General features: G+C 62.0%; 20 protein-coding genes and 1 pseudogene. 10 read left to right on the forward strand and 11 right to left on the reverse strand.

Going from position 1 to position 19446, the window contains the following annotated elements:
• Window positions 1-37: 37 nt before the first annotated feature.
• The 10 genes from ftsZ to HMPREF9371_RS05500 all read right to left on the reverse strand — a co-directional run bounded on the left by ftsZ (window position 38) and on the right by HMPREF9371_RS05500 (window position 10806).
• Window positions 38-1210, reverse strand: a complete 1173-nt coding sequence (gene ftsZ, locus HMPREF9371_RS05455; RefSeq protein ID WP_009118972.1) for a cell division protein FtsZ — start codon at window positions 1208-1210, stop codon at window positions 38-40.
• A 101-nt stretch (window positions 1211-1311) separates the two neighbouring features.
• Window positions 1312-2544: a cell division protein FtsA gene (gene ftsA / locus HMPREF9371_RS05460; protein WP_009118973.1), complete on the reverse strand. Its 1233-nt coding sequence runs from the start codon at window positions 2542-2544 to the stop codon at window positions 1312-1314.
• A gap of 68 nt (window positions 2545-2612) precedes the next feature.
• On the reverse strand, window positions 2613-3383 hold the full coding sequence (locus tag HMPREF9371_RS05465; RefSeq protein ID WP_009118974.1) for a cell division protein FtsQ/DivIB: 771 nt from the start codon (window positions 3381-3383) through the stop codon (window positions 2613-2615).
• Window positions 3367-4278, reverse strand: a complete 912-nt coding sequence (locus tag HMPREF9371_RS05470) for a D-alanine--D-alanine ligase (protein WP_040660223.1) — start codon at window positions 4276-4278, stop codon at window positions 3367-3369. The genes HMPREF9371_RS05465 and HMPREF9371_RS05470 overlap by 17 nt, the downstream gene beginning before the upstream one ends.
• A gap of 282 nt (window positions 4279-4560) precedes the next feature.
• A complete protein-coding gene (locus tag HMPREF9371_RS05475) occupies window positions 4561-5565 on the reverse strand; it encodes a hypothetical protein (RefSeq protein WP_040660225.1) in 1005 nt (334 codons plus the stop codon).
• Between the two features lie 230 nt (window positions 5566-5795).
• The gene (locus HMPREF9371_RS05480) at window positions 5796-6827 is read right to left on the reverse strand and encodes a hypothetical protein (RefSeq protein ID WP_009118977.1); all 1032 of its coding nucleotides are present in this window, start codon (window positions 6825-6827) and stop codon (window positions 5796-5798) included.
• Window positions 6824-8230, reverse strand: coding sequence for a UDP-N-acetylmuramate--L-alanine ligase (murC, locus tag HMPREF9371_RS05485; protein WP_009118978.1), 1407 nt, complete (start codon window positions 8228-8230; stop codon window positions 6824-6826). The genes HMPREF9371_RS05480 and murC overlap by 4 nt, the downstream gene beginning before the upstream one ends.
• 171 nt (window positions 8231-8401) lie before the next feature.
• The gene (locus HMPREF9371_RS05490; protein WP_040660227.1) at window positions 8402-9028 is read right to left on the reverse strand and encodes a DUF2459 domain-containing protein; all 627 of its coding nucleotides are present in this window, start codon (window positions 9026-9028) and stop codon (window positions 8402-8404) included.
• A 53-nt stretch (window positions 9029-9081) separates the two neighbouring features.
• The gene (locus HMPREF9371_RS05495) at window positions 9082-9918 is read right to left on the reverse strand and encodes a 23S rRNA (adenine(2030)-N(6))-methyltransferase RlmJ (protein ID WP_009118980.1); all 837 of its coding nucleotides are present in this window, start codon (window positions 9916-9918) and stop codon (window positions 9082-9084) included.
• 123 nt (window positions 9919-10041) lie between these two features.
• A complete protein-coding gene (locus tag HMPREF9371_RS05500; protein WP_009118981.1) occupies window positions 10042-10806 on the reverse strand; it encodes an amino acid ABC transporter permease in 765 nt (254 codons plus the stop codon).
• A gap of 288 nt (window positions 10807-11094) precedes the next feature.
• Here HMPREF9371_RS05500 and ribF point away from each other — a divergent pair, with 288 nt between their 5' ends.
• The 8 genes from ribF to HMPREF9371_RS05540 all read left to right on the forward strand — a co-directional run bounded on the left by ribF (window position 11095) and on the right by HMPREF9371_RS05540 (window position 17569).
• Window positions 11095-12024, forward strand: a complete 930-nt coding sequence (ribF, locus tag HMPREF9371_RS05505) for a bifunctional riboflavin kinase/FAD synthetase (protein WP_040660229.1) — start codon at window positions 11095-11097, stop codon at window positions 12022-12024.
• 176 nt (window positions 12025-12200) lie between these two features.
• Window positions 12201-12833, forward strand: a complete 633-nt coding sequence (gene upp, locus HMPREF9371_RS05510) for a uracil phosphoribosyltransferase (RefSeq protein WP_009118983.1) — start codon at window positions 12201-12203, stop codon at window positions 12831-12833.
• A 34-nt stretch (window positions 12834-12867) separates the two neighbouring features.
• Window positions 12868-13554, forward strand: coding sequence for a tRNA (adenosine(37)-N6)-threonylcarbamoyltransferase complex dimerization subunit type 1 TsaB (gene tsaB / locus HMPREF9371_RS05515; RefSeq protein ID WP_009118984.1), 687 nt, complete (start codon window positions 12868-12870; stop codon window positions 13552-13554).
• Window positions 13551-13994, forward strand: a complete 444-nt coding sequence (gene rimI, locus HMPREF9371_RS05520) for a ribosomal protein S18-alanine N-acetyltransferase (RefSeq protein ID WP_009118985.1) — start codon at window positions 13551-13553, stop codon at window positions 13992-13994. The genes tsaB and rimI overlap by 4 nt, the downstream gene beginning before the upstream one ends.
• Complete coding sequence (locus tag HMPREF9371_RS13320) at window positions 13988-14959, forward strand: uracil-DNA glycosylase (protein WP_009118986.1); 972 nt, start codon at window positions 13988-13990, stop codon at window positions 14957-14959. The genes rimI and HMPREF9371_RS13320 overlap by 7 nt, the downstream gene beginning before the upstream one ends.
• Window positions 14960-15053: 94 nt before the next feature.
• Complete coding sequence (gluQRS, locus tag HMPREF9371_RS05530) at window positions 15054-15959, forward strand: tRNA glutamyl-Q(34) synthetase GluQRS (protein ID WP_009118987.1); 906 nt, start codon at window positions 15054-15056, stop codon at window positions 15957-15959.
• Between the two features lie 76 nt (window positions 15960-16035).
• The gene (locus HMPREF9371_RS05535) at window positions 16036-16650 is read left to right on the forward strand and encodes a methyltransferase family protein (RefSeq protein ID WP_009118988.1); all 615 of its coding nucleotides are present in this window, start codon (window positions 16036-16038) and stop codon (window positions 16648-16650) included.
• 52 nt (window positions 16651-16702) lie between these two features.
• Window positions 16703-17569 (forward strand): DUF808 domain-containing protein, encoded by an 867-nt coding sequence (locus HMPREF9371_RS05540; RefSeq protein ID WP_009118989.1) that lies wholly within the window; start codon window positions 16703-16705, stop codon window positions 17567-17569.
• 27 nt (window positions 17570-17596) lie between these two features.
• Here HMPREF9371_RS05540 and HMPREF9371_RS13325 read toward each other — a convergent pair.
• A pseudogene (locus HMPREF9371_RS13325) lies at window positions 17597-17799 on the reverse strand (hypothetical protein); the annotation flags it as partial.
• A 60-nt stretch (window positions 17800-17859) separates the two neighbouring features.
• Between HMPREF9371_RS13325 and murI the strand changes: the two are divergent.
• Both murI and purN read left to right on the forward strand, forming a co-directional pair.
• Window positions 17860-18675, forward strand: coding sequence for a glutamate racemase (gene murI / locus HMPREF9371_RS05545; RefSeq protein ID WP_009118991.1), 816 nt, complete (start codon window positions 17860-17862; stop codon window positions 18673-18675).
• 43 nt (window positions 18676-18718) lie between these two features.
• Window positions 18719-19345, forward strand: a complete 627-nt coding sequence (purN, locus tag HMPREF9371_RS05550; RefSeq protein WP_040660231.1) for a phosphoribosylglycinamide formyltransferase — start codon at window positions 18719-18721, stop codon at window positions 19343-19345.
• Window positions 19346-19446 lie beyond the last annotated feature (101 nt).

Consider the following 19446-nt stretch of genomic DNA (forward strand, 5'->3'; position numbering starts at 1 on the left):
AACGGCAGGTTTTTTGTTGGTCAAGCCCAAGCAGGCATTAATCGGCTTGACGGCGGATGACCGCAGGAATTTCAAAATCATCCAGCACAGATTGGTTGGCAAAATCGGCAGCAGCCAAGTTCAGAGTACGGGCGCTGCGGCCGGAACGGATCACGCTGTCGATTTCGGGGAATCCGCCATCGGTGCCGGTGGCTTGGGCGGCTTTCACCATGCGCAGATTGTTGTGTTGCGCATGCTCGCCCTGTTCTTTCAAACCGGTGGCGATGATGGTGACACGGATTTCGCCCTCTTCCATAGAGGCATCCTCCGCCGTGCCGTATTTCAGTTCGGCATCTGGATGGGCATACTCGCTCACCACCGACATGATTTCCTTATACTCTTTCATGGTCAGGCATTCCGGCGCGGTGGTAATGTTCACCAAAACGCCGCGCGCGCCCTCCAAAGTCACATTGTCGAGCAGCGGGCTGGCAATCGCCTGCTCGGTGGCCAAACGGGCGCGGTCGATGCCGTGCGCCTGACCGGAACCCATCATCGCCATGCCCATGATGCCCATCACGTTTTTCACGTCGGCAAAGTCCAAGTTGATCATGCCGGGGCAGGTCACCACTTCGGTGATGCCAGCTACCGCGTTGCGCAGCACATTGTCGGCAGCGCGGAAGGCTTGGCGCACGGTGACGTCTTCGCCCAAAGCGCTCATCAGCTTGTCATTGGGGATCACAATCAAGGAATCCACTTGGTTTTTCAGGGTTTCCAAGCCTTCTTTGGCGATGTTGATACGCTTGCCTTCGTGCTCGAAGGGGCGGGTGACCACCGCTACGGTAAGAATACCCATTTCGCGGGCGATTTCGGCCACCACGGGAGCGGCGCCGGTGCCGGTGCCGCCGCCCATACCGGTGGTGATGAACAGCATATTGGCGCCTTGAATGGCTTCGGCGATGGTTTCACGCTCTTCCAAAGCCGCGTTGCGGCCGACTTCGGGGTTGGCTCCCGCACCCAAACCTTTGGTCAGGTTGGTGCCCAACTGGATGCGTTTGGGAGCTTTGTTGCCTTGCAGGGATTGGGCATCGGTATTGGCACTGATGAATTCGACACCTTGAACGGTGTTGTCAATCATATTGTTGATGGCATTGCAGCCGCCGCCGCCGATTCCGATTACTTTAATGACCGCAGGGCTGGTTGCCGATTCGACAACGTCATAAACCAATTGCATTGAATACTCCTTATTGCACCTTGCCGAAGGCTACCTGAAAACGTAAAAACGCCCGCATTATATCGTTCCGGCCTGTATTTGTGTGGAAATTTTACGGAAAATCAAAAATTGTTTTTCACCAGATCAATCAGCCGGCGGAAGATCGAATCACCGGTTTCCGGACGGCTCAGATGGTAGCCGTGCACGTTGCGCTGCTCGACTGCGGTTTGCAGCAGGCCGATGGCGGTGGCGTAGCGCGGATTGCGGATGCGCTCAGACAAACCGCCCATTTCCTGCGGCACGCCGATACGGGCGGGCAGGTTGAACACCTCCTCGGCCAAATCCACCACGCCGGACAATAAAGATGCGCCGCCGGTCAGCACCACGCCGGAAGTCAGCACTTCTTCGGGAAAGCCGGAACGGCGCAATTCGTTCAGGGTCAATTCCAAAATCTCCTCCACCCGCGGACCGATCACGCTGGCCAATACGCGGCGCGAAATCTGACGCGGGCTGCGGTCGCCCACGCTGGGCACCTCCACCATTTCGTCCAAACCTTCGCCGCTGGCCAAGGCCACGCCGTGATGGATTTTGATGTATTCGGCAGCGCTATAAGGGGTGCGCAGGGCTTGGGCCAAGTCCTTGGTAATCAAATCGCCCGCCACCGGAATCACAGCGGTGTGGCGGATGGCGCCGTTGGTGTAAACCGCAATGTCGGTGGTGCCGCCACCGATGTCGATCACGCACACGCCCAACTCTTTTTCGTCTTCGGTCAGCACCGCCTGCCCGCTGGCCAAGGGTTGCAGCATGATGTTGTCGATGTGCAGGCCGCAGCGTTCCACGCATTTCTGGATATTCTGCATCGCTGTCACCGCACCGGTAACAATGTGGATGCGCGTATCCAAACGCACGCCGCTCATGCCGATCGGTTCTTTCACGCCGGGCTGGTTATCGATGATGTATTCCTGTACCACAGTGTGCAGAATTTGGTGGTCCGGCGGAATATTGACCGCCTTGGCGGTTTCGATGGCGCGGTCGATGTCGGCCTGCATCACTTCGCCCTCTTTGATTTTCACCACGCCTTGCGAATTCATGCTGCGGATGTGGTTGCCGGCAATACCGGTGATGACGCTGTCGATCTGGCAGTCCGCCATCAACTGCGCTTCCTCCACCGCTTGGGTAATCGCTTGGGCGGTGGCGTCGATATTGGTCACCATGCCCGCCTTCAGGCCGTGCGAAGGAGCCTGCCCCAAACCGATGATATGAACCTCATTGTCGTCCTGCACTTCGCCGATCAGCGCGATGACCTTGGAAGTACCGATGTCCAGCGCCCCCACCAACTGTTTTTCTTTTGCCATAATTTTCCTATTCCACTTCCACTAATCCGTTATGTTTGCCGCCCGGGCCGCTCAGGCCCGATGCCGCCTCAGGGCTCGGCATCGCCGTGTGGGTGTGCGGCCGATGCCGCCTGCTCCGGTACCGCCGGCGTTTCCTCACCGCTACGGTAGCGTACAGCAAACCCGTCTTTATAACGCAGGTCCACATAGCGCACGCTGTCGGCACGGCTGTGCAGCACCTCATGCCAGGCCTGTACGAAACGGCGCAAACGGCTCTCCGCGTCCAAACGCCCTAAGCGCAACACCAAGCCGTTGTCCAGCGTGAGCGTGCGTGCGGCGCGCTGCCCGTAATCCAAACGCTCGATTTTCAAGCCGGTCGGTTCCAAAATGGCGCGAAAGCGGTCGTATTCTTCCACCATGATTTTGCGCGCCCCGGTGGCACCCGAGAACACCGGAAACGGCTCGTCGGTGGGCGCATCAAAGGCCCTGCCCTCACTGTCCACCAAGCCGCCGCCTTCCCACCGCGCCACCGGCTGACGCTCGCTTACCTGGATCTGAACGGTATCCGGCCACATACGGCGGATCTCCACCTCAGCCACCCAAGGAAGGGCTTCAAACGCTTCGCGTGCGGCATGCAAATCGGCTTTAAAAATATTACCGCGGATGTGCCGCTGAGCGGTCTGCTGGAGTTGGGCGGCATCCAAGCGTTGCAACTGGCCGTCGATTTTAACCGATTTGATCGGAAAATACGGCGAATTCATCATCCACACCACGGCTGCGGCCAACAGGCTGAGCACCACCAGCACATATAAGCCGTTGTTGATGCGCTTGAGCGCACCGGCGTTATCCCACAGTCGCATGGCGCAAAATTTCAAGGCATAAATCGGCAAAATCCCAACCGGCCTGCGCCGCTGCCTTCGGCACCAGGCTGTGGTCGGTCATGCCGGGCACGGTATTGATTTCCAACAGATAAAGTTTGCCGTTGCGGTCTTTCAAAAAGTCCACCCGTCCCCAGCCTTTGCCGCCCACCGCATCAAATGCGGCCTTGGCCAAGCGGCGGATTTCCGCTTCCTGATCGGCCTCCAAATCGCTCGGGCACTGGTACACCGTGTCGTCACGGTGGTATTTGGCTTCGTAATCGTAAAACTCGTTGGCCGGAATGATGCGGATGCTCGGCAGCGCATCCTGCCCCAATATGGCACAAGTGTATTCGCCGCCGTCGATGCAGCGCTCGGCCAAAATCTCGCCGTGCAGATGTTTCACCTCATCCAACACGGCGGGCAGGCGGCCGGCTTCTTTCACTTTCACCACGCCGACGCTGCTGCCCTCAGTAGAGGGCTTCACAAACAGAGGCAGGCCCAATTGCTGCTCGACTGCGGCAAAGTCGCTGTCTTCGCGCAACACAGCAAACTCCGGCACCGGCAAACCCAAAGCCAGCCACACCAGCTTGGTGCGGTATTTGTCCATACCCAAGGCGGAAGCCGCCACGCCGCAACCGGTGTAGGGAATGCCCAAGGCATCCAATACCGCCTGCACCGTGCCGTCTTCGCCGTAAGTGCCGTGCAGCACATTGAAGGCTACCTGAAAGCCCTGCGCCTTCAGCTGCCAGATGTCCTGCTCTTTGGGGTCGAAGCCGTAGGCATCCACGCCTTTGCTGCGCAAGGCCGCCAGCACCGCCTTCCCGCTTTTAAGCGACACTTCACGCTCGGCGGAAAAACCGCCGTACAAAACCGCCACTTTGCCGAAATTCTGCATCATTACTTCCTCAATCCGTTGCGGCACGCCAAGCCACACTTATCTGCCTTAAATTTATCTAAAATACCCAAATCCTATTCAGGTAGCCTGCCGCACGGCAAGGCTGCCTGAGGCAAACCCCGTCCCAGTCTGCCGCCTGAAAGCCTGTGTATCTTCTTCTGGCGCAGCAGTTTGCCGAAACAACACCTCAAATCCCAAGCGCGGTACGCATAAAGCGGGCACCTTGCCAATCTGTTGCTTATCCTCTGCGGATAACGCAGCAACGCTTGGTGACGGCACGTACTAAGGCAAGATGCGGTAGTGCGCCCAAGTCGGATCGTATTCACAGCCACACACCGCACCGATCCGCCTGAAGCGGGCGCACAGCACCCTGGCCTTCGCCAGCAACGCTGCCGACTCTGCCGTTACCGCATACACCGTACGCAGACCACATGCATCAGTCCGCTCCAGCGTACCAATGCCGTTTTGCCGCACTTGCGCCTCCGCATAAAACGCTTGCGTCAAGCTCTCGGCCGCCGCCCTGTCGTCCAAACGGCAAGACAGCGATACACACCAGGCCATGTCTGCCCGACCAAACAAAGCAGCGGCTGATTCGTTGCGCACAAAGTCCATCGCATCCAGCCCGGCTGTCTCGTCCGCTTCAGCCCGATAGCCGGCATATCGCCAAGCGGGTGGCGGATACAGGCCGTTGCGGCCCCAGCCGCGCCATAAGGCATCCAGCTGTTCAGGCAGCCCGTAAAGCGGCACCGCATCGGCAGCAGGATCCGCAGAAAAATCCACCGCACCGATCTTCACCGCCGCATCCCATTCACCCACCACATGATCCAGCAGCACCAAGGTCATATTCTTGGCATGCGCCCACATGGCGGTATCTATGTGTTTCGCAAACGCTACTTGCAAAGCCACCCGTTCCCGGCGTTCGGTGCAGCGCACCCAAATATCGGCCGTTTCCAATGACAAACCGGCCATGCGGATAAGCAACTCCCGGCCCGATCCGGCCGCACGCCGACGAAAGCCGCGCACGCAGTAAGCCGTTGGCGGAGCGCTATCCAACAAGGCCTGCACTTGCGGAAAATGCGCCAAGTCTCCGTTGGCGGTGAATACCAAACAGGCATCATCCGAACCGTCTGCCTCCCCCTCCAATTCCAGCAGCACCCGGCGGCAATGCCGCTGCAAAACGGTGTTGGCGGCATGTACAAAGCACCCGGCATCCATGCCGCGCCAGGCTGGTGACTCTTGCTGCCAATCCGCCCAAAAAGCCCGGGCATTGGCTTGCCACTGCGCCAAGCGGCTTGCGTCTCCCTGTTCTGCCGGCCAAGCTTTCCGTCGGCCGGCAACCGATCTCCTTAGCGCCTCCATCTTACGTTCTCCTATCGCATCGGCCGCCAAAACGGCGGCTTTTCTTTGGTTTCAGACAACCTTGATGTGGTTCTGAATTTTATTTTTATTAATGATGATGTTACGGCTATTAAATATGAAAAGACGGCAATAGACAATACCAACAAACACGCCAAAACTTAAAAACGGTAATGCCGCCAGGAAGGGTCGAACTCACAGGCCGCACGCGCATTCAGGCGCACATAACGATCGGCGATTTCCTCTGCTGCCGCCAAGGCCGCCTCCGGGGACGATGCCATGCCGCACACCTGATAAGCGCCCTCCACCAAATCGGTGTACGCCGTGGTCACAATGCCTTGCCCGTCACGGCCGACCGCAGCACCGAAAGCAGATTCGATTTCCGCCGTCCAAGCCAAACTCATCTCGTCATACACCTCGCAGCTGAGGCTGACACACCAAGCCATATCGGCCCGGCCGAGCAGGGCGGCGGCCGACTCGTTACGCAACAGCACCGGCGGCCGCAAACCGCCCGCTCTTTGCCCTTCATACACAGAATAATCATGCTTGGCCCACGGATACACCCCGTTGCGGCCCAAATCTTGGCGCCACATCGCGTCAAACACCGCCGGCAACTCGGCCAGCGGCACCGCCCCGGCAGGCATTTCGGCCACCAGCTCGATGGCCTCCACTTTCACATTCAAATCCCACTGGCCCAAGGCGTCGGCCAGCAGCTGCCACACCGCCACATGTTGGCCGCGGTGGGTGGGCGGCAAACCGTTTTCCACCCGCACCGCCAACACCAGCAAGCCGCCACCGCCCACCGAACAGGCTACCTGAAGCTGGCTGCCGCGCACATCTGCACCGCCGAAGGCCGAGCGGCGCTGCGCCAAACCGGCCGGCGGACGGCGGCGCAGCAGTGCCTGAAGCGCAAAAGGCAAGGGAGGCGCCGCTTCCGCCAATAAAACGGCATCGGCCATCGGCGAAATCTTGTTGGCGCTGCTTAAGGCTACCTGAAACGCTTGACCGGCAGCATCTTCGTCTGCAACCTGCAGGGATACCTCGGGAAAATAACCGTGCAGCAAACGGTTGCCTTCCCTGGCCAGCTCGCCGGCAGAGAGCGCATGCCACGGCACGCCGGCCTGCTGCCATGCCTGCCAAAACGATGCCGCGCGGGCTCTCGCCGCCTGCCGCCGGCTCAGGAAGTCGCTCATTTGGGGCGGCCGCTCAAATCAATCAGGGCCTGCGGCACTTTGTTGATGCTGCCCGCACCCATGTTCAACAGCAGATCGCCGTCTTTCAGAATCTGCAGCAGGGTGGGCGCCAACTCGTTTACGCCGCCGCAATACACGGTTTCCAGCTTGCCGCGCTGATGGCGCAACACCTGAGCCAAAGCCGGGCTGTCGGCATGCGGAATCGGGGCTTCGCCGGCGGCATACACATCGGTCAGCACCACGCTGTCGGCGGTATTCAGCACATTCACGAAATCGTCGAACAAATCGCGGGTACGGGTGTAGCGGTGCGGTTGGAAGGCCAGCACCAAGCGTTTGTCGGGATACGCGCCGCGGGCGGCCGCCAGTGTGGCGGCCATTTCCACCGGATGGTGGCCGTAATCGTCGATCACCAAAGCCGAGCCGCCTCCGGGCAGCGCGATGTCGCCGTAGCTTTGGAAACGACGGCCCACGCCGCCGAAATCCGCCAAGCCGCACTGAATCGCCTCCACCGGCACTTCGCATTCCAAAGCCACGCCGATAGCCGCCAAGGCGTTGAGCACATTGTGGCGGCCGGGGAAATTCAGGCGCACTGCAAACGGCGCCACGCTGCCGTCTTTCACATGGACGGTGAAACACATCTGTGCGCCTTCGCTGCGCACATCAGTGGCGTAAATATCGGCGCTGTCTTCCAAACCGTAGGTGGCGAACGGCTTTTTCACCTGCGGCAGAATGGCGCGCACGTGTTCGCTGTCGATGCACAAAAACGCCTTGCCGTAAAACGGCATACGGTGGATGAATTCCACAAAGGCCTGGTGCAGCTTGTCCACGCTGTGGCCGTAGGTGTCCATGTGGTCGGTATCGATATTGGTCACCACCGACATCACCGGCGTCAGATACAGAAACGAAGCATCGGATTCGTCGGCCTCGGCCACGATGTATTCGCCGCCGCCGAGCTGGGCATTGGTGCCGGCGGCGGTCAGTTTGCCGCCGATCACAAAAGTGGGGTCCAAACCGCCTGCCGCCAGAATGGAAGCGGTCAGGCTGGTGGTGGTGGTTTTGCCGTGGGTGCCCGCAATCGCAATGCCTTCGCGGAAACGCATCAACTCGGCCAACATCAGCGCGCGCGGAATCACCGGCACCTTGGCCGCCAACGCCGCCGCCACTTCGGGGTTGTCCTGCTGCACCGCGGTGGAGGTCACCACCACATCGGCGCCGGCAATATGTTCGGCGGCGTGGCCAGCAAACACCCGGATGCCCAAGCCCGCCAAATGCCGCGTGACGGCGCTTTCAGACTGGTCGGAGCCGGAAACGGTGTAGTTCAGATTGTGCAGCACTTCGGCCAGGCCGCACATGCCGGAACCGCCGATGCCGACGAAATGGATGTGTTTGACGCGGTTTTTCATGGGTAACTTCCAACAGACAACGGTGCCGCCCGAGCGGGCCGCAAACAAAGCCGTTATTGTAAAGGCGGCATGGCGGATATGCCATGCTTGAAATGTAAATTGGCATTTACACGAAACAGGCTACCTGAAACCTTTTCAGGTAGCCTGTTGCCCGGCCTGCCGGGCGCGCGCCTAACGTGCCGACAGCAGCGGGCGGTCGAAAGGCGACCACAAAGGCACGGGCACGCCGATGCGGTACAGCCGTTGGCGCATCCATTCGTTACAGGTCAGCCAAGGCTGGTAGCGTCCGTGCGCCGGATAAAAATCGGGATAATCCCGCAGCGGGCGCGTGCCGTCGAACTGCGCCGCCAAATCGGCCGCCAGCAAACGGTATTGCGCGGCACTGAGGCGGATGGCCCGGCTGGCGGGAGACGGCGGCGGTGCCTCACCGGCCCACACCTGCAAAGCGCTGTCGTCGAAAGCCAAGGCACGCAGCGCGGTTTGCGGCGTCAAATCCGACCACTGCGGCACTTGGGTATAAAACGTGCGGCTGCCCCAGCCGATGTACACATAAGGCTGTTCGCGCCAGGCCGGCCGTTTCAGGTAGCCCGCCCAATCGAAATGGCGGTTGCGCACCGGCACGGCGATGTTGATGTGCACGCCGTTGCTGAGCAGATACACCGTTTCCCCTTCGCCCGCCTCCGGCGCCGGCACCGCCGCCGACACCGTAATATAGGCCGACACCCAAGCCGCCGCCGCATACAGCAGCGGCAACAGCAACAAGCCGAACACTATCCGTTTGAACACGCGCCCAATCATCTTCCCCTCCGATACCCCCGTCTGCCGAAGGCTAGCTGACAACCCTCCCTGCCTCACACCGCCTGCCGTTCCAGCAGATAGCGTGCGCCGTTATCTTGCGCCAAACGTTCGGCCAACAGCGGCAGCGCCGCCTGCAGTTGGTCGTGCAGCACATAGGGCGGATTGACCACCCACATGCCGCTGCCGTGCATGCCGAAACCGTCGGCACGCGGCGCATGCACATGCAGTTCCGCCCGCAGCCAGTTTTCCGCGCCGCTTTTTTGCAGCACGGCCGGCAGGTTCAGGCTTTCCTCACGCGACAAACAGGGATACCACAACAAATAGCAGCCGTTGGCAAACCGCTTGCGCGCCGCCTGCAGGGCCTGCACCACCCGTGCGTAATCCTGTTTCTGCTCATAAGGCGGGTCCACCAGCACCACCGCGCGGCGCGTGGGCGGCGGCAACAGCGCCGTCAGCCCGGCATAACCGTCGGCCTGCTGCACCACGATGCGGCGGTCGCCGGCCATATTCTGCTTCAGCAGGGCGGCATCGGCCGGATGCAGCTCAAACAGGCGCAAACGGTCGCTTTCGCGCAGCAAATGCTTGGCCAACCAAGGCGAGCCGCAATAGGTGTCCGGCTGCGGCAATACCGCCTGCACATACGCCCAAAACGCCGCCAAGGGTTCGGGCAGCGCAGCGGCATCCCGCAAACGGCCGATGCCCGCGCGGTATTCACCCACTTTCTGCGCCTGCGGTGCCGATAAATCATACAAACCCGCGCCGCTGTGGGTGTCGATATACCAATAGGGTTTGTCTTTTTGATTGAAGTAGCGCAACACCAAAAACAGCGTCAGGTGTTTGAGCACATCGGCGTGGTTGCCGGCATGGAAGGCATGGCGGTAGCTGAGCATGGCAGGGAAACGGGGAAATTAAAGAAAAGCGGATTGTAACCGAAACCGTCCGCCGCCAAGCGCGGGCAAAACACAGGCTACCTGAAAGGTTTCAGGTAGCCTGTGTTTGTTTGCTCGGCCAAATCAACGCTCGTGGCTGACGCTGTATTTCTTCTCCAACCAAGAGAGCAGCGCGGTAAGGCCCATGATCATTACCAGATACACCAGCGCGATGAAGTAATACGGCTCTTCATACACCGAGTAGCGGCCGGAGGCGCTTTTCGCCACATAGGCCAGCTCGGCCACGGCAATGGCCGACACCAGCGAGCTGTCTTTCAGCAGAGTGATGAATTCGTTGCCGAACGGCGGCAGCATGCGGCGCACCGCCTGCGGCAGGATGATGTAGCGCATGGCCTGCACATAGCTCATGCCCAGCGAGCGGGCCGCTTCCATTTGGCCGCGGTCGATCGACTGGATGCCGGCGCGGAAAATTTCGGTGATGTAGGCGCCGGCATTCACCGACAAAGCCAAACCGCCGGCAATCAGGGCGGCATAGTTCTGGCGCAGATAAGCCGCGGTGTCGCCGCTGATCAACAGGCCGTGCTGCGGGTGCACCACAAAGGGCGACCAAATGTGGTACCAAATAAAAATCTGGATAAACAGCGGCGTGCCGCGAAAGAGGGTGAGGTAGAGCCAGGAAAGCTGCTTGAGCACCCACACCACCGCGCGGGTAAAGAAATTGCCCTGCTCCACTTTAATCACCCGGATCAGGGCATTGATCAGACCCAGAATGGTGCCGAACACCACCGCCACCACGGTCAGGCCCAGGGCGGTCAGCGCGCCCTTGAAGAACATCTCGCGGTATTCGTAAATGATGGGGAAATTCTGTTGGAAGAATTCTGCAATCATGATGGGATTTTCCTTTGTTTCGTTGTGTTTTATCGGCAACGGCCAAGGGCCTGCTCAATCGGACGGCAGACGGCCTGCACGTTTAGTTTTGTAAAAATCGGCGGCTATTGTACAAGAAAACCCACGCACTGCAACGGCTAATTCGGCAGCAGGCAGCCATTTCTGCGGCAGCCCGCTGATCGCTAAATGATTGTGCGGGCGCAGCAAAATAGATGCCCCACCCCTCCAAAGCTGGTTTCTCCTCCACACAGGGTTTACAATACGCCCTTTTTTGCCCGCCACTTTGCCATGATTATCCGCTTCGGCAACCACACTTCTTGGCCGCACCCGCACGGCAGCGCCGTCACCATCGGCAATTTCGACGGCGTCCACCTCGGCCACCGCCACATTTTCCAACGCCTGAAACACGAAGCGCAGGCGCGCGGGCTGCCCGCCGTGGCCGTGGTGTTCGAACCGCAGCCGCAGGAATTTTTCAGCCGCTGCAACCACACCCCGCCGCCCTTCCGCCTCAGCCCGCTGCGCGACAAACTGCGCCTGTTGCGCGACACCGGCTGCCTGGATGCGGTTTGGGTGCTGCGTTTCAATCAGGCGCTGGCCGCGCTGAGCGCGGAAGACTTTATCGGCCAACTGCTGCGCCGCCGCCTCGACACCCGCTACCTGCTCATCGGCGACGACTTCCGCTTCGGCGCCGGCCGCCGCGGCGATTTCACCCTGCTGCAAAGCTGCGCCGATATGGTAACCGAACGCACCCCTTCCGTGATGGTGGAAAACATCCGCGCCAGCAGCACCGCCGTGCGCCAGGCGCTGCATCAGGGCCGCTTGGCCGATGCCGCCGCCCTGCTCGGCCACCCCTATTCCCTCAGCGGCCGCGTGATGCACGGCGCCAAGCTCGGCCGCACCCTCGGCTGCCCCACCGCCAACATCCATCTGCCGCCGCACCACTATCCGCTCAGCGGCGTATTTGTAGTGGAGGCCCACGGCCCCTTCGGCAGCCGCCGCGGCGTGGCCAGCTTCGGCCTCAACCCCACCGTTTCCGGCAGCGCCAAACAAAAACTGGAAGTCCACCTTTTCGACTTCAACGGCCAGATTTACGGCAGCCGGCTGCGGGTGGACTTTCTGCACAAGCTGCGCGACGAACAGAAGTTCGACAGCCTCGAAACCTTACAGCAGCACATCTGGGCCGATATGGACGCCGCCCGCAACTGGAGCCGCACATAAGCAATCTGTTCTTTCATTAACACAACCGTTACAGAAAAACGTCCCCTTCTCGGCGCCGCCTGCCCACACAAGGCTACCTGAAACCCCTTCTGCTTTCAGGTAGCCTTTCCCGTCCGAAACCTCGCCGTTGCCGCTATAATAACGCCCGTTTTCCCCCTTTCCCCGCGAGAGACAGCATGAACATCACCGTGATCGACCACCCCTTGGTCAAACACAAACTCACCCTCATGCGCGAAGCCGAATGCAGCACCTACCGCTTCCGCACCCTCACCAAAGAGCTGGCCCGCCTGATGGCCTACGAAGCCAGCCGCGACTTCGAGCTGGAAAACCTCGACATCGAAGGCTGGTGCGGCAGCATCGCCGGCCAGCAGATCAAAGGCAAAACCGTTACCGTGGTGCCGATTCTGCGCGCCGGCTTGGGCATGCTCGACGGCGTGCTCGACCTGATTCCCACCGCCAAAATCAGCGTGGTCGGCCTGCAGCGCGACGAAGAAACCCTGCAGCCCGTGTCGTATTTCGAAAAACTGGTCAGCAAAATGGACGAGCGCCCCGCGCTGATTCTCGACCCCATGCTCGCCACCGGCGGCTCCATGGTCGCCACCATTGATCTGCTGAAGAAAAAAGGCTGCCGCCACATCACCGCCCTCGTATTGGTGGCCGCGCCCGAAGGCGTGAAACTGGTGAACGACGCCCATCCCGACGTCAAAATCTACACCGCCGCCCTCGACAGCCACCTCAATGAAGACGGCTACATCATCCCCGGCTTGGGCGATGCCGGCGACAAAATCTTCGGCACCCGCCAAGACTAAACCGCCCCCAAGGCTACCTGAAACCCAATCCACCATGCCCCAACCCGATTTTTCCCGCCCCATTCTGGCCGTCGATACCGGCACCGCCTATCTGTCGCTCGCCCTGCAGGCAGACGGGCAGCTGTATGCCGAACACCTTGAAGCCGGCAACCGCCAATCCGAAGAAATTCTGCCGCGCATCGCCGGCCTGCTGGCCCAAGCCGGCATCGGCGCCGCCGACTTGGGCACCTTAGTTTACGCCCAAGGGCCGGGCGCCTTTACCGGCCTGCGCATCGGCGCCGGCGTGGTGCAGGGCTTGGCCGCGCCCTTCGATTTGCCCTTAATCGGCATCCCCTCGCTGGACGCCGCCGCCGCGCTCTGCCCCCGCCGTCCCGCCGTGCTGGCCGCCACCGACGCACGCATGGGCGAAGTGTTTTACGCCTGGTACGACACCGAAAACGGACAGCGCCACAGCCCCTACCAAGTCGGCCCCGCCCACGGCATCCGGCTACCTGAAAGCCTGAACGGGCGCGAAGTATGCGGCATCGGCAACGCCTTCGCCCTGCCCGAGCCGCCGCCCTTCCCCGGCCGCAGCGAGATGCCCACCGCCGCCGACTTCCTCCGGCTCGCCCTAAGCGGCCGCTATCCGGCCGTGGCCGCCGCCGAAGCCGAACTGCTGTATGTGCGCGACAAAGTGGCGCTCACCGCCAAAGAGCAGGCCGAGCGGCGGGCGGCCAAATGATTGTCCGCGCCGCCCGCCCCGACGACTGCCCCGCCCTGGCCGAATTGGATGCCCTCTGCAACCCCTCGCCCTGGTCGGCCCGCCAGTTTGCCGCCTGTTTGGCACACGCCCACGAAACCGTGCTGCTGGCCGAACACGGCCGCAAACTGGCCGGGCTGATGGTGTGGCAGAAAATCGTGGACGAGGCCGAACTGCATCTGATCGACACCGCCCCCGCCATGCGCCGCCGCGGCGTGGCTTCCTTGCTGCTCCAACAGCTATTTGCGCAGGCCGCCGCCCAAGGCGTGCGCCGCATCACGCTCGAAGTGCGCCGCAGCAATTTGGCCGCACAAGCGCTTTACCGCCGCCACGGCTTCCGCGAATGCGGCCGCCGCCCGAACTACTACCCGCTGCCCGACGGCAGCCGCGAAGAAGCCATTCTGATGGAGAAGCCATGCTGAGCAGCCGCTATCTGCACCTGCACGAAGCCCTCGGCTTGGGCCCGATGTGGCTCAAGCGCGGCGCGCATGTGCGGCCGGCCGGCACAGCTGCGCCAACGCCAGCTTCGCCTGTTGCGGTAAGCAACCCGCCCGCCGCCCCAGCACCCCAGCCTGCCGCATTGTCGCCGGCAGCAAGCATACCTGCCGCTTCGGCACATACCGCGCCCGACACGCCGATGCCGCCGCAACAACAGCCGGCAAACCAAGCCGCGCGCACCTCTTCAACAAACGCGGCACCCCGCCGCCGCACCAGCCCGCAAGGCGCCGCCCTGTTGAACGATCTCGATCAGCGAACCGACGGCCATGCCGAGTCCGTGCCCGAACCGCCGGCCGAAACCGCCTTGCAAGCGGCCCAGCGTCTGTGGGCAGCCCGCACGCCCGCCACCTTCACCGACTTAGCGCAGCTGCGCCAACAGGCGGCCGACTGCACCGCCTGCAAGCTGCACGGCGAACGCAAACAGGCGCTGGCAGGCAACGGCGCCCTACCGGCCCAAGTCTTGGTGCTCAGCCTCAACCCCGCCCTACACGACGACGACACCTGCCAACTGTTCAGCGGCAGCCACGGCCGCCTGCTCGACAATATGCTGGCCGCGATTGGGCTGGATGCGGCATCGGTGTTCCGCACCGCCTGGCTGCGCTGCACCCCGCGCATTTCGCTCAAATCTTCGCCCGCAGAGCAAGTGGCCTGCGCCGCCTTTCTGGAACAGGAATGGGCCTGGGCGCAGCCGAAAGCCGTGCTGCTGCTGGGCGACGGCTTCCGCGACGAAGTGCAGCAATGGCTGGTGAAACAAATCATCGGCCCCACCCCCTGCTTCATCCTGCCGCATCCGGCCGTGCTGCTGCGCCAACCCTTGCTGAAAGCCCAAGCCTGGCCGGTGTTGCAAGCCTTGCGCAGCACACTCGACCACGCCCCGCAGGCTACCTGAAAGCCTTTCAGGTAGCCTGGAAACCGGCAGCCCCCTTGCCCCACCCAGCCATTCATCTTATCCGCCACCTTTCCACCCGGCTTTCAGGTAGCCCATGAGCTATATCGGACGTTTCGCCCCCAGCCCCACCGGCCTCTTGCACATCGGCTCGCTGCTCACCGCGCTGGCCTCCTATGCCGACGCCCGCGCCCACGGCGGACGCTGGCTGCTGCGCATGGAAGACCTCGACCCGCCGCGCGAAATGGCCGGCGCCGCCGACCACATCCTGCACACCTTGGAAGCTTTCGGTTTCGAATGGGACGGCGAAGTGGCCTACCAAAGCCGCCGCCACGCCCTCTACCGCAACGCGCTCGACACCCTCCGCCAAAAGCAGCTGGTCTATCCCTGCTATTGCAGCCGCAAACAATGGCAAGCGCACGCCCGCCCCGGCGCCGACGGCCCGGTGTACGACGGCCGCTGCTACCGCCTGCCGCCCGAGCCCGCCGACGCCCGCAAAGCGCCGGCCTGGCGGCTGCATGTTCCCGACGCCGACATCGGCTTTGCCGACCGCATTGTCGGCCGCTACCGGCAAAATTTAGCGCGCGACATCGGCGATTTCGTGCTCCTGCGCGCCGACGGTTTCTGGGCCTACCAGCTGGCCGTGGTGGCCGACGATGCCGAACAGGGCGTCACCCACATCGTGCGCGGCCAAGACCTGCTGGTCTCCACCCCGCGCCAGATTTATCTGCAACAGTGTTTGGGCCACCCCCAACCCGCCTACGCCCACCTACCGCTGCTCACCAACGGGCACGGCCAGAAATGGTCGAAACAAACCCTGGCCCCTGCTTTGGACCTGCAGCGCCGCGAAGCCCTGCTGCGCGAAGTGGCCGCCTATCTGCGCCTGCCGCCCGCCCCGGCGGTGGACAAACCGCAAGACCTGCTCGCCTGGGCGGTGACCCACTGGCAGATGGAACGGGTGCCGCCCCATTCCATCGACACCACCGCCCGGCAGGCTACCTGAACAGCCGAAGGCTACCTGAAAACCTTTTCTCCGCAATAAGCAGAAAGGCCGCCCCATTACCGCCCTGCACCGCCTGATGTCATCGCGCCCGCTGCTGTTGGAAAGCGTGATGAAACTGTCCGCCCTCGCCGGCATTGCCTGGTTTGCCGCCCAAGTGTGGCAGACCTATCTGCGCACCGGCGACGCGGTATTGCTGCTTCTGTTGGCCGGCGAAATCCTCACCCTGAGCCTGGTGCTGCTGGCCAAACCCACCGCCACGCGCAGTTTCGCTCCCGCGTCGCTGGCGGTGATTGCCGCCCTCTCGTTTTACTTTGTTTGGGTGCATCTGGAGCCGGGCACCGCGCTGGTACCGCCGGCCGTATCGGCGGTTGTCATGGGTGCGGGCATTGTGTGGCAGATGTATGCCAAGCTGTGGCTGGGCCGCTGCTTCGGCATTCTGCCCGCCTGCCGCGGCATCGTGGTCGGCGGCCCCTACCGGCTGGTGCGCCACCCGATTTACTTGGGCTACTTCCTGACCCACGCCGGCTTTCTGCTCGGCCACTGTTCCGCTTTCAATCTGGCCGCTTTCGCCGTGTATTACGTCCTCAAGCTGTGCCGCATCCATTACGAAGAGCGCCTGCTGTCGGCCCATCCGCGCTACCGCCGCTATCAGGCCGAAGTAAAATACCGCCTGATCCCGTTTATCATTTAAAATCCGCTTCCTTCAGCACACTTTCACACACCATATTCATAAGGAACCGCACATGGCTTTCGCCTCCCTCTTTACCCTGCTCGACGACATCGCCTCCGTTCTCGACGACGTGGCGCTGATGACCAAAATGGCCGCCAAGAAAACCGCCGGCGTGGTGGGCGACGATTTGGCGCTCAATGCCAACCAAGTCACCGGCGTGAGCGCCGAACGCGAATTGCCGATTGTGTGGGCGGTGGCCAAAGGCTCGTTTGTCAACAAGCTGATTCTGATTCCCGCCGCCCTTTTGCTCTCGGTGTTCGCGCCCGCCCTGATTGTGCCGCTGCTGATGATCGGCGGCGCCTACCTCTGTTTCGAGGGCGTGGAAAAGCTGCTGCACAAGCTGCTGCACCGCCACGAAACCCACGAGGGCAGCACACCCGATGAATTGATCGACGAAAACGCCAAAATCAAGGGCGCCATCCGCACCGATTTCATCCTTTCCGCCGAAATCATCATCATCGCCTTAGGCGTGGTGGCCGCCTCCACGCTCACCACCAAAATCCTGGTGCTCTCCGCCGTGGGCATCGGCATCACTTTTGTGGTGTACGGCATGGTGGCGCTGATTGTGAAAGCCGACGATTTCGGCCTGCGTCTGATGCAAACCCCGGCCACCGCGCCGGTGGGCAAAGCCATCATCCTCTTTATGCCGTGGTTTATGCGCTCGCTCAGCATCATCGGCACCCTGGCCATGTTCTTGGTGGGCGGCGGCATCTTTACCCACTACTGGCCGCAATTGCACCACTGGCTGCACGCCAACCAATGGGACAGCGGCCTGATGGGCCACCTCGCCGCCCTAATCACCGGCATCGCCGTCGGTGCCGTGGTTTGCGCCGTGGTGCTGCCGCTGATCAAAGTGTTCGACAAAAAAGACGCTCATTAAAGCCGCTTCCACACGCTGTCTGCCGTCAGGCTGAGACCTTTGCAAAACCCCCAGATGTGGATGCAGCTCAAGGCGTAGCAGCGCAGCGAACGCAGACATATCATCTAGATAGGCAAGTGAGCGAGCAGTACCCATAGGGCATAAACGCACAACGCAGAAATGCGCCGCAGATGGGGATTTTGCAAAGGTCTCAGGCTACCTGAAACCCCGTTCAGGTAGCCTGACGGCATTCTGCGGCCACACCCGCGAAGTGGTACAATCCGCCGCCTGTTGATTTCCCCCTTACCGCCATGTCCTCATCTGCTTTGGCCCAACGCCCCATCGGCGTATTCGATTCCGGCGTCGGCGGCCTCACCGTGGTGCGCGCGCTGATGGAGCGCCTGCCCAACGAAAACATCGTCTATTTCGGCGACACTGCCCGCGTGCCCTACGGCGTCAAATCGCGCAGCACCATCGAAACCTTCACCGCCCAAATCGTCGAATTTCTGATGCAGAACGAAGTGAAGGCGCTGGTGATTGCCTGCAACACCATCGCCGCCGTGGCCGGGCAGCGCGTGCGCCAAATGGCCGGCGCCATGCCCGTGCTCGACGTGATTGCCGCCGGCGCCGAAGCCGCGCTGGCCACCTCGCGCAACCACCACATCGGCATCATCGCCACCAGCACCACCGTCAACAGCAATGCCTACGCCCGCGCCATCCACGCCCACAACCCGCAGGCGCGCGTGCAGTCGCAAGCCTGCCCGCTCTTGGTGCCACTGGTGGAAGAAGGCTGGCTCGACCACGAAGTCACCCGCCTCACCGTGCGCGAATACCTCAAACCGCTGCTGGCCGAAGACATCGACACCCTGGTGCTGGGCTGCACCCACTATCCCCTGCTCAAGCCCCTGGTCAAACAGGAAGCCCCGCGCCTGCAACTGGTCGACTCCGCCACCACCACCGCCGAAGCCGCCGCCCAAGCCCTGGCCGCCGCCGGCCTGCTCAATCCCGACCCCGCCCCGGCCGACTACCGCTTTTACGTGAGCGACATCCCGCTGCGCTTCCAAACCATAGGCGAACGCTTTTTGGGCCGCAGCCTCGAACAAATCGAAATGATGCGCCTGGGCTGATGCCGCCTCAGGCTACCTGAAACCCCTTTCCTTGCGTCCGACCATGAAAAACATCGTCATCCTGATTTCCGGCCGCGGCTCCAATATGCAGGCCGTGGTAGAGGCCGCCATTCCCGGTGCGCGCATCGCCGCCGTGCTGTCCAACCGCCCCGACGCCGCCGGCCTCGCCTGGGCCGCCGAACAAGGCATCCCCACCGCCGCCCTCAACCACCGCGACTACCCCGACCGCGCCGCTTTCGACCAAGCCATGATGCAGCTGATCGACGGCTACGCGCCCGACCTCGTGCTGCTGGCCGGCTTCATGCGCATCCTCACCTCCGAATTCTGCGCCCGTTACGCCGGCCGCCTGATCAACATCCATCCCTCCCTGCTGCCCGCCTTCCCCGGCCTGCACACCCACCAACGCGCCTTAGACGAAGGCTGCCGCGTAGCCGGCTGCACCATCCATTTCGTCACCGCCGAGCTCGACAACGGCCCCATCATCGCCCAAGGCGTGGTGCCCGTATTGGACGGCGACAACGCCGACGCACTCGCCGCGCGCGTACTGGCCGTCGAACACCGCCTGCTGCCGCAAGCCGTGGCCGACTTTGTGGCCGGCCGCCTGCACATCGAAGGCAAACGCGTGCGCAACCAACGCCCCGCCGCCGCCGCCGAGCCTTTGCTGGCCTAAACATCCGCTTTCAGGTAGCCACTGCCCGTTCCGCACCACACAAACCACCAACAGGCTACCTGAAAACCCGCCGACACGCTCTAACGGAACTTTAAACGACT

This window comes from Neisseria shayeganii 871, assembly GCF_000226875.1.
GTDB classification, from domain to species: Bacteria; Pseudomonadota; Gammaproteobacteria; order Burkholderiales; family Neisseriaceae; genus Eikenella; species Eikenella shayeganii.

Coding starts and splice junctions, on each gene's coding strand:
- ftsZ (WP_009118972.1), bottom strand. CDS start 1,210: ATGCAATTGGTTTATGACGTTGTCGAATCGGCAACCAGCCCTGCGGTC.
- ftsA (WP_009118973.1), bottom strand. CDS start 2,544: ATGGCAAAAGAAAAACAGTTGGTGGGGGCGCTGGACATCGGTACTTCC.
- HMPREF9371_RS05465 (WP_009118974.1), bottom strand. CDS start 3,383: ATGCGACTGTGGGATAACGCCGGTGCGCTCAAGCGCATCAACAACGGC.
- HMPREF9371_RS05470 (WP_040660223.1), bottom strand. CDS start 4,278: ATGCAGAATTTCGGCAAAGTGGCGGTTTTGTACGGCGGTTTTTCCGCC.
- HMPREF9371_RS05480 (WP_009118977.1), bottom strand. CDS start 6,827: ATGAGCGACTTCCTGAGCCGGCGGCAGGCGGCGAGAGCCCGCGCGGCA.
- murC (WP_009118978.1), bottom strand. CDS start 8,230: ATGAAAAACCGCGTCAAACACATCCATTTCGTCGGCATCGGCGGTTCC.
- HMPREF9371_RS05490 (WP_040660227.1), bottom strand. CDS start 9,028: ATGATTGGGCGCGTGTTCAAACGGATAGTGTTCGGCTTGTTGCTGTTG.
- HMPREF9371_RS05495 (WP_009118980.1), bottom strand. CDS start 9,918: ATGCTCAGCTACCGCCATGCCTTCCATGCCGGCAACCACGCCGATGTG.
- HMPREF9371_RS05500 (WP_009118981.1), bottom strand. CDS start 10,806: ATGATTGCAGAATTCTTCCAACAGAATTTCCCCATCATTTACGAATAC.
- ribF (WP_040660229.1), top strand. CDS start 11,095: ATGATTATCCGCTTCGGCAACCACACTTCTTGGCCGCACCCGCACGGC.
- upp (WP_009118983.1), top strand. CDS start 12,201: ATGAACATCACCGTGATCGACCACCCCTTGGTCAAACACAAACTCACC.
- tsaB (WP_009118984.1), top strand. CDS start 12,868: ATGCCCCAACCCGATTTTTCCCGCCCCATTCTGGCCGTCGATACCGGC.
- rimI (WP_009118985.1), top strand. CDS start 13,551: ATGATTGTCCGCGCCGCCCGCCCCGACGACTGCCCCGCCCTGGCCGAA.
- HMPREF9371_RS13320 (WP_009118986.1), top strand. CDS start 13,988: ATGCTGAGCAGCCGCTATCTGCACCTGCACGAAGCCCTCGGCTTGGGC.
- gluQRS (WP_009118987.1), top strand. CDS start 15,054: ATGAGCTATATCGGACGTTTCGCCCCCAGCCCCACCGGCCTCTTGCAC.
- HMPREF9371_RS05535 (WP_009118988.1), top strand. CDS start 16,036: ATGTCATCGCGCCCGCTGCTGTTGGAAAGCGTGATGAAACTGTCCGCC.
- HMPREF9371_RS05540 (WP_009118989.1), top strand. CDS start 16,703: ATGGCTTTCGCCTCCCTCTTTACCCTGCTCGACGACATCGCCTCCGTT.
- murI (WP_009118991.1), top strand. CDS start 17,860: ATGTCCTCATCTGCTTTGGCCCAACGCCCCATCGGCGTATTCGATTCC.
- purN (WP_040660231.1), top strand. CDS start 18,719: ATGAAAAACATCGTCATCCTGATTTCCGGCCGCGGCTCCAATATGCAG.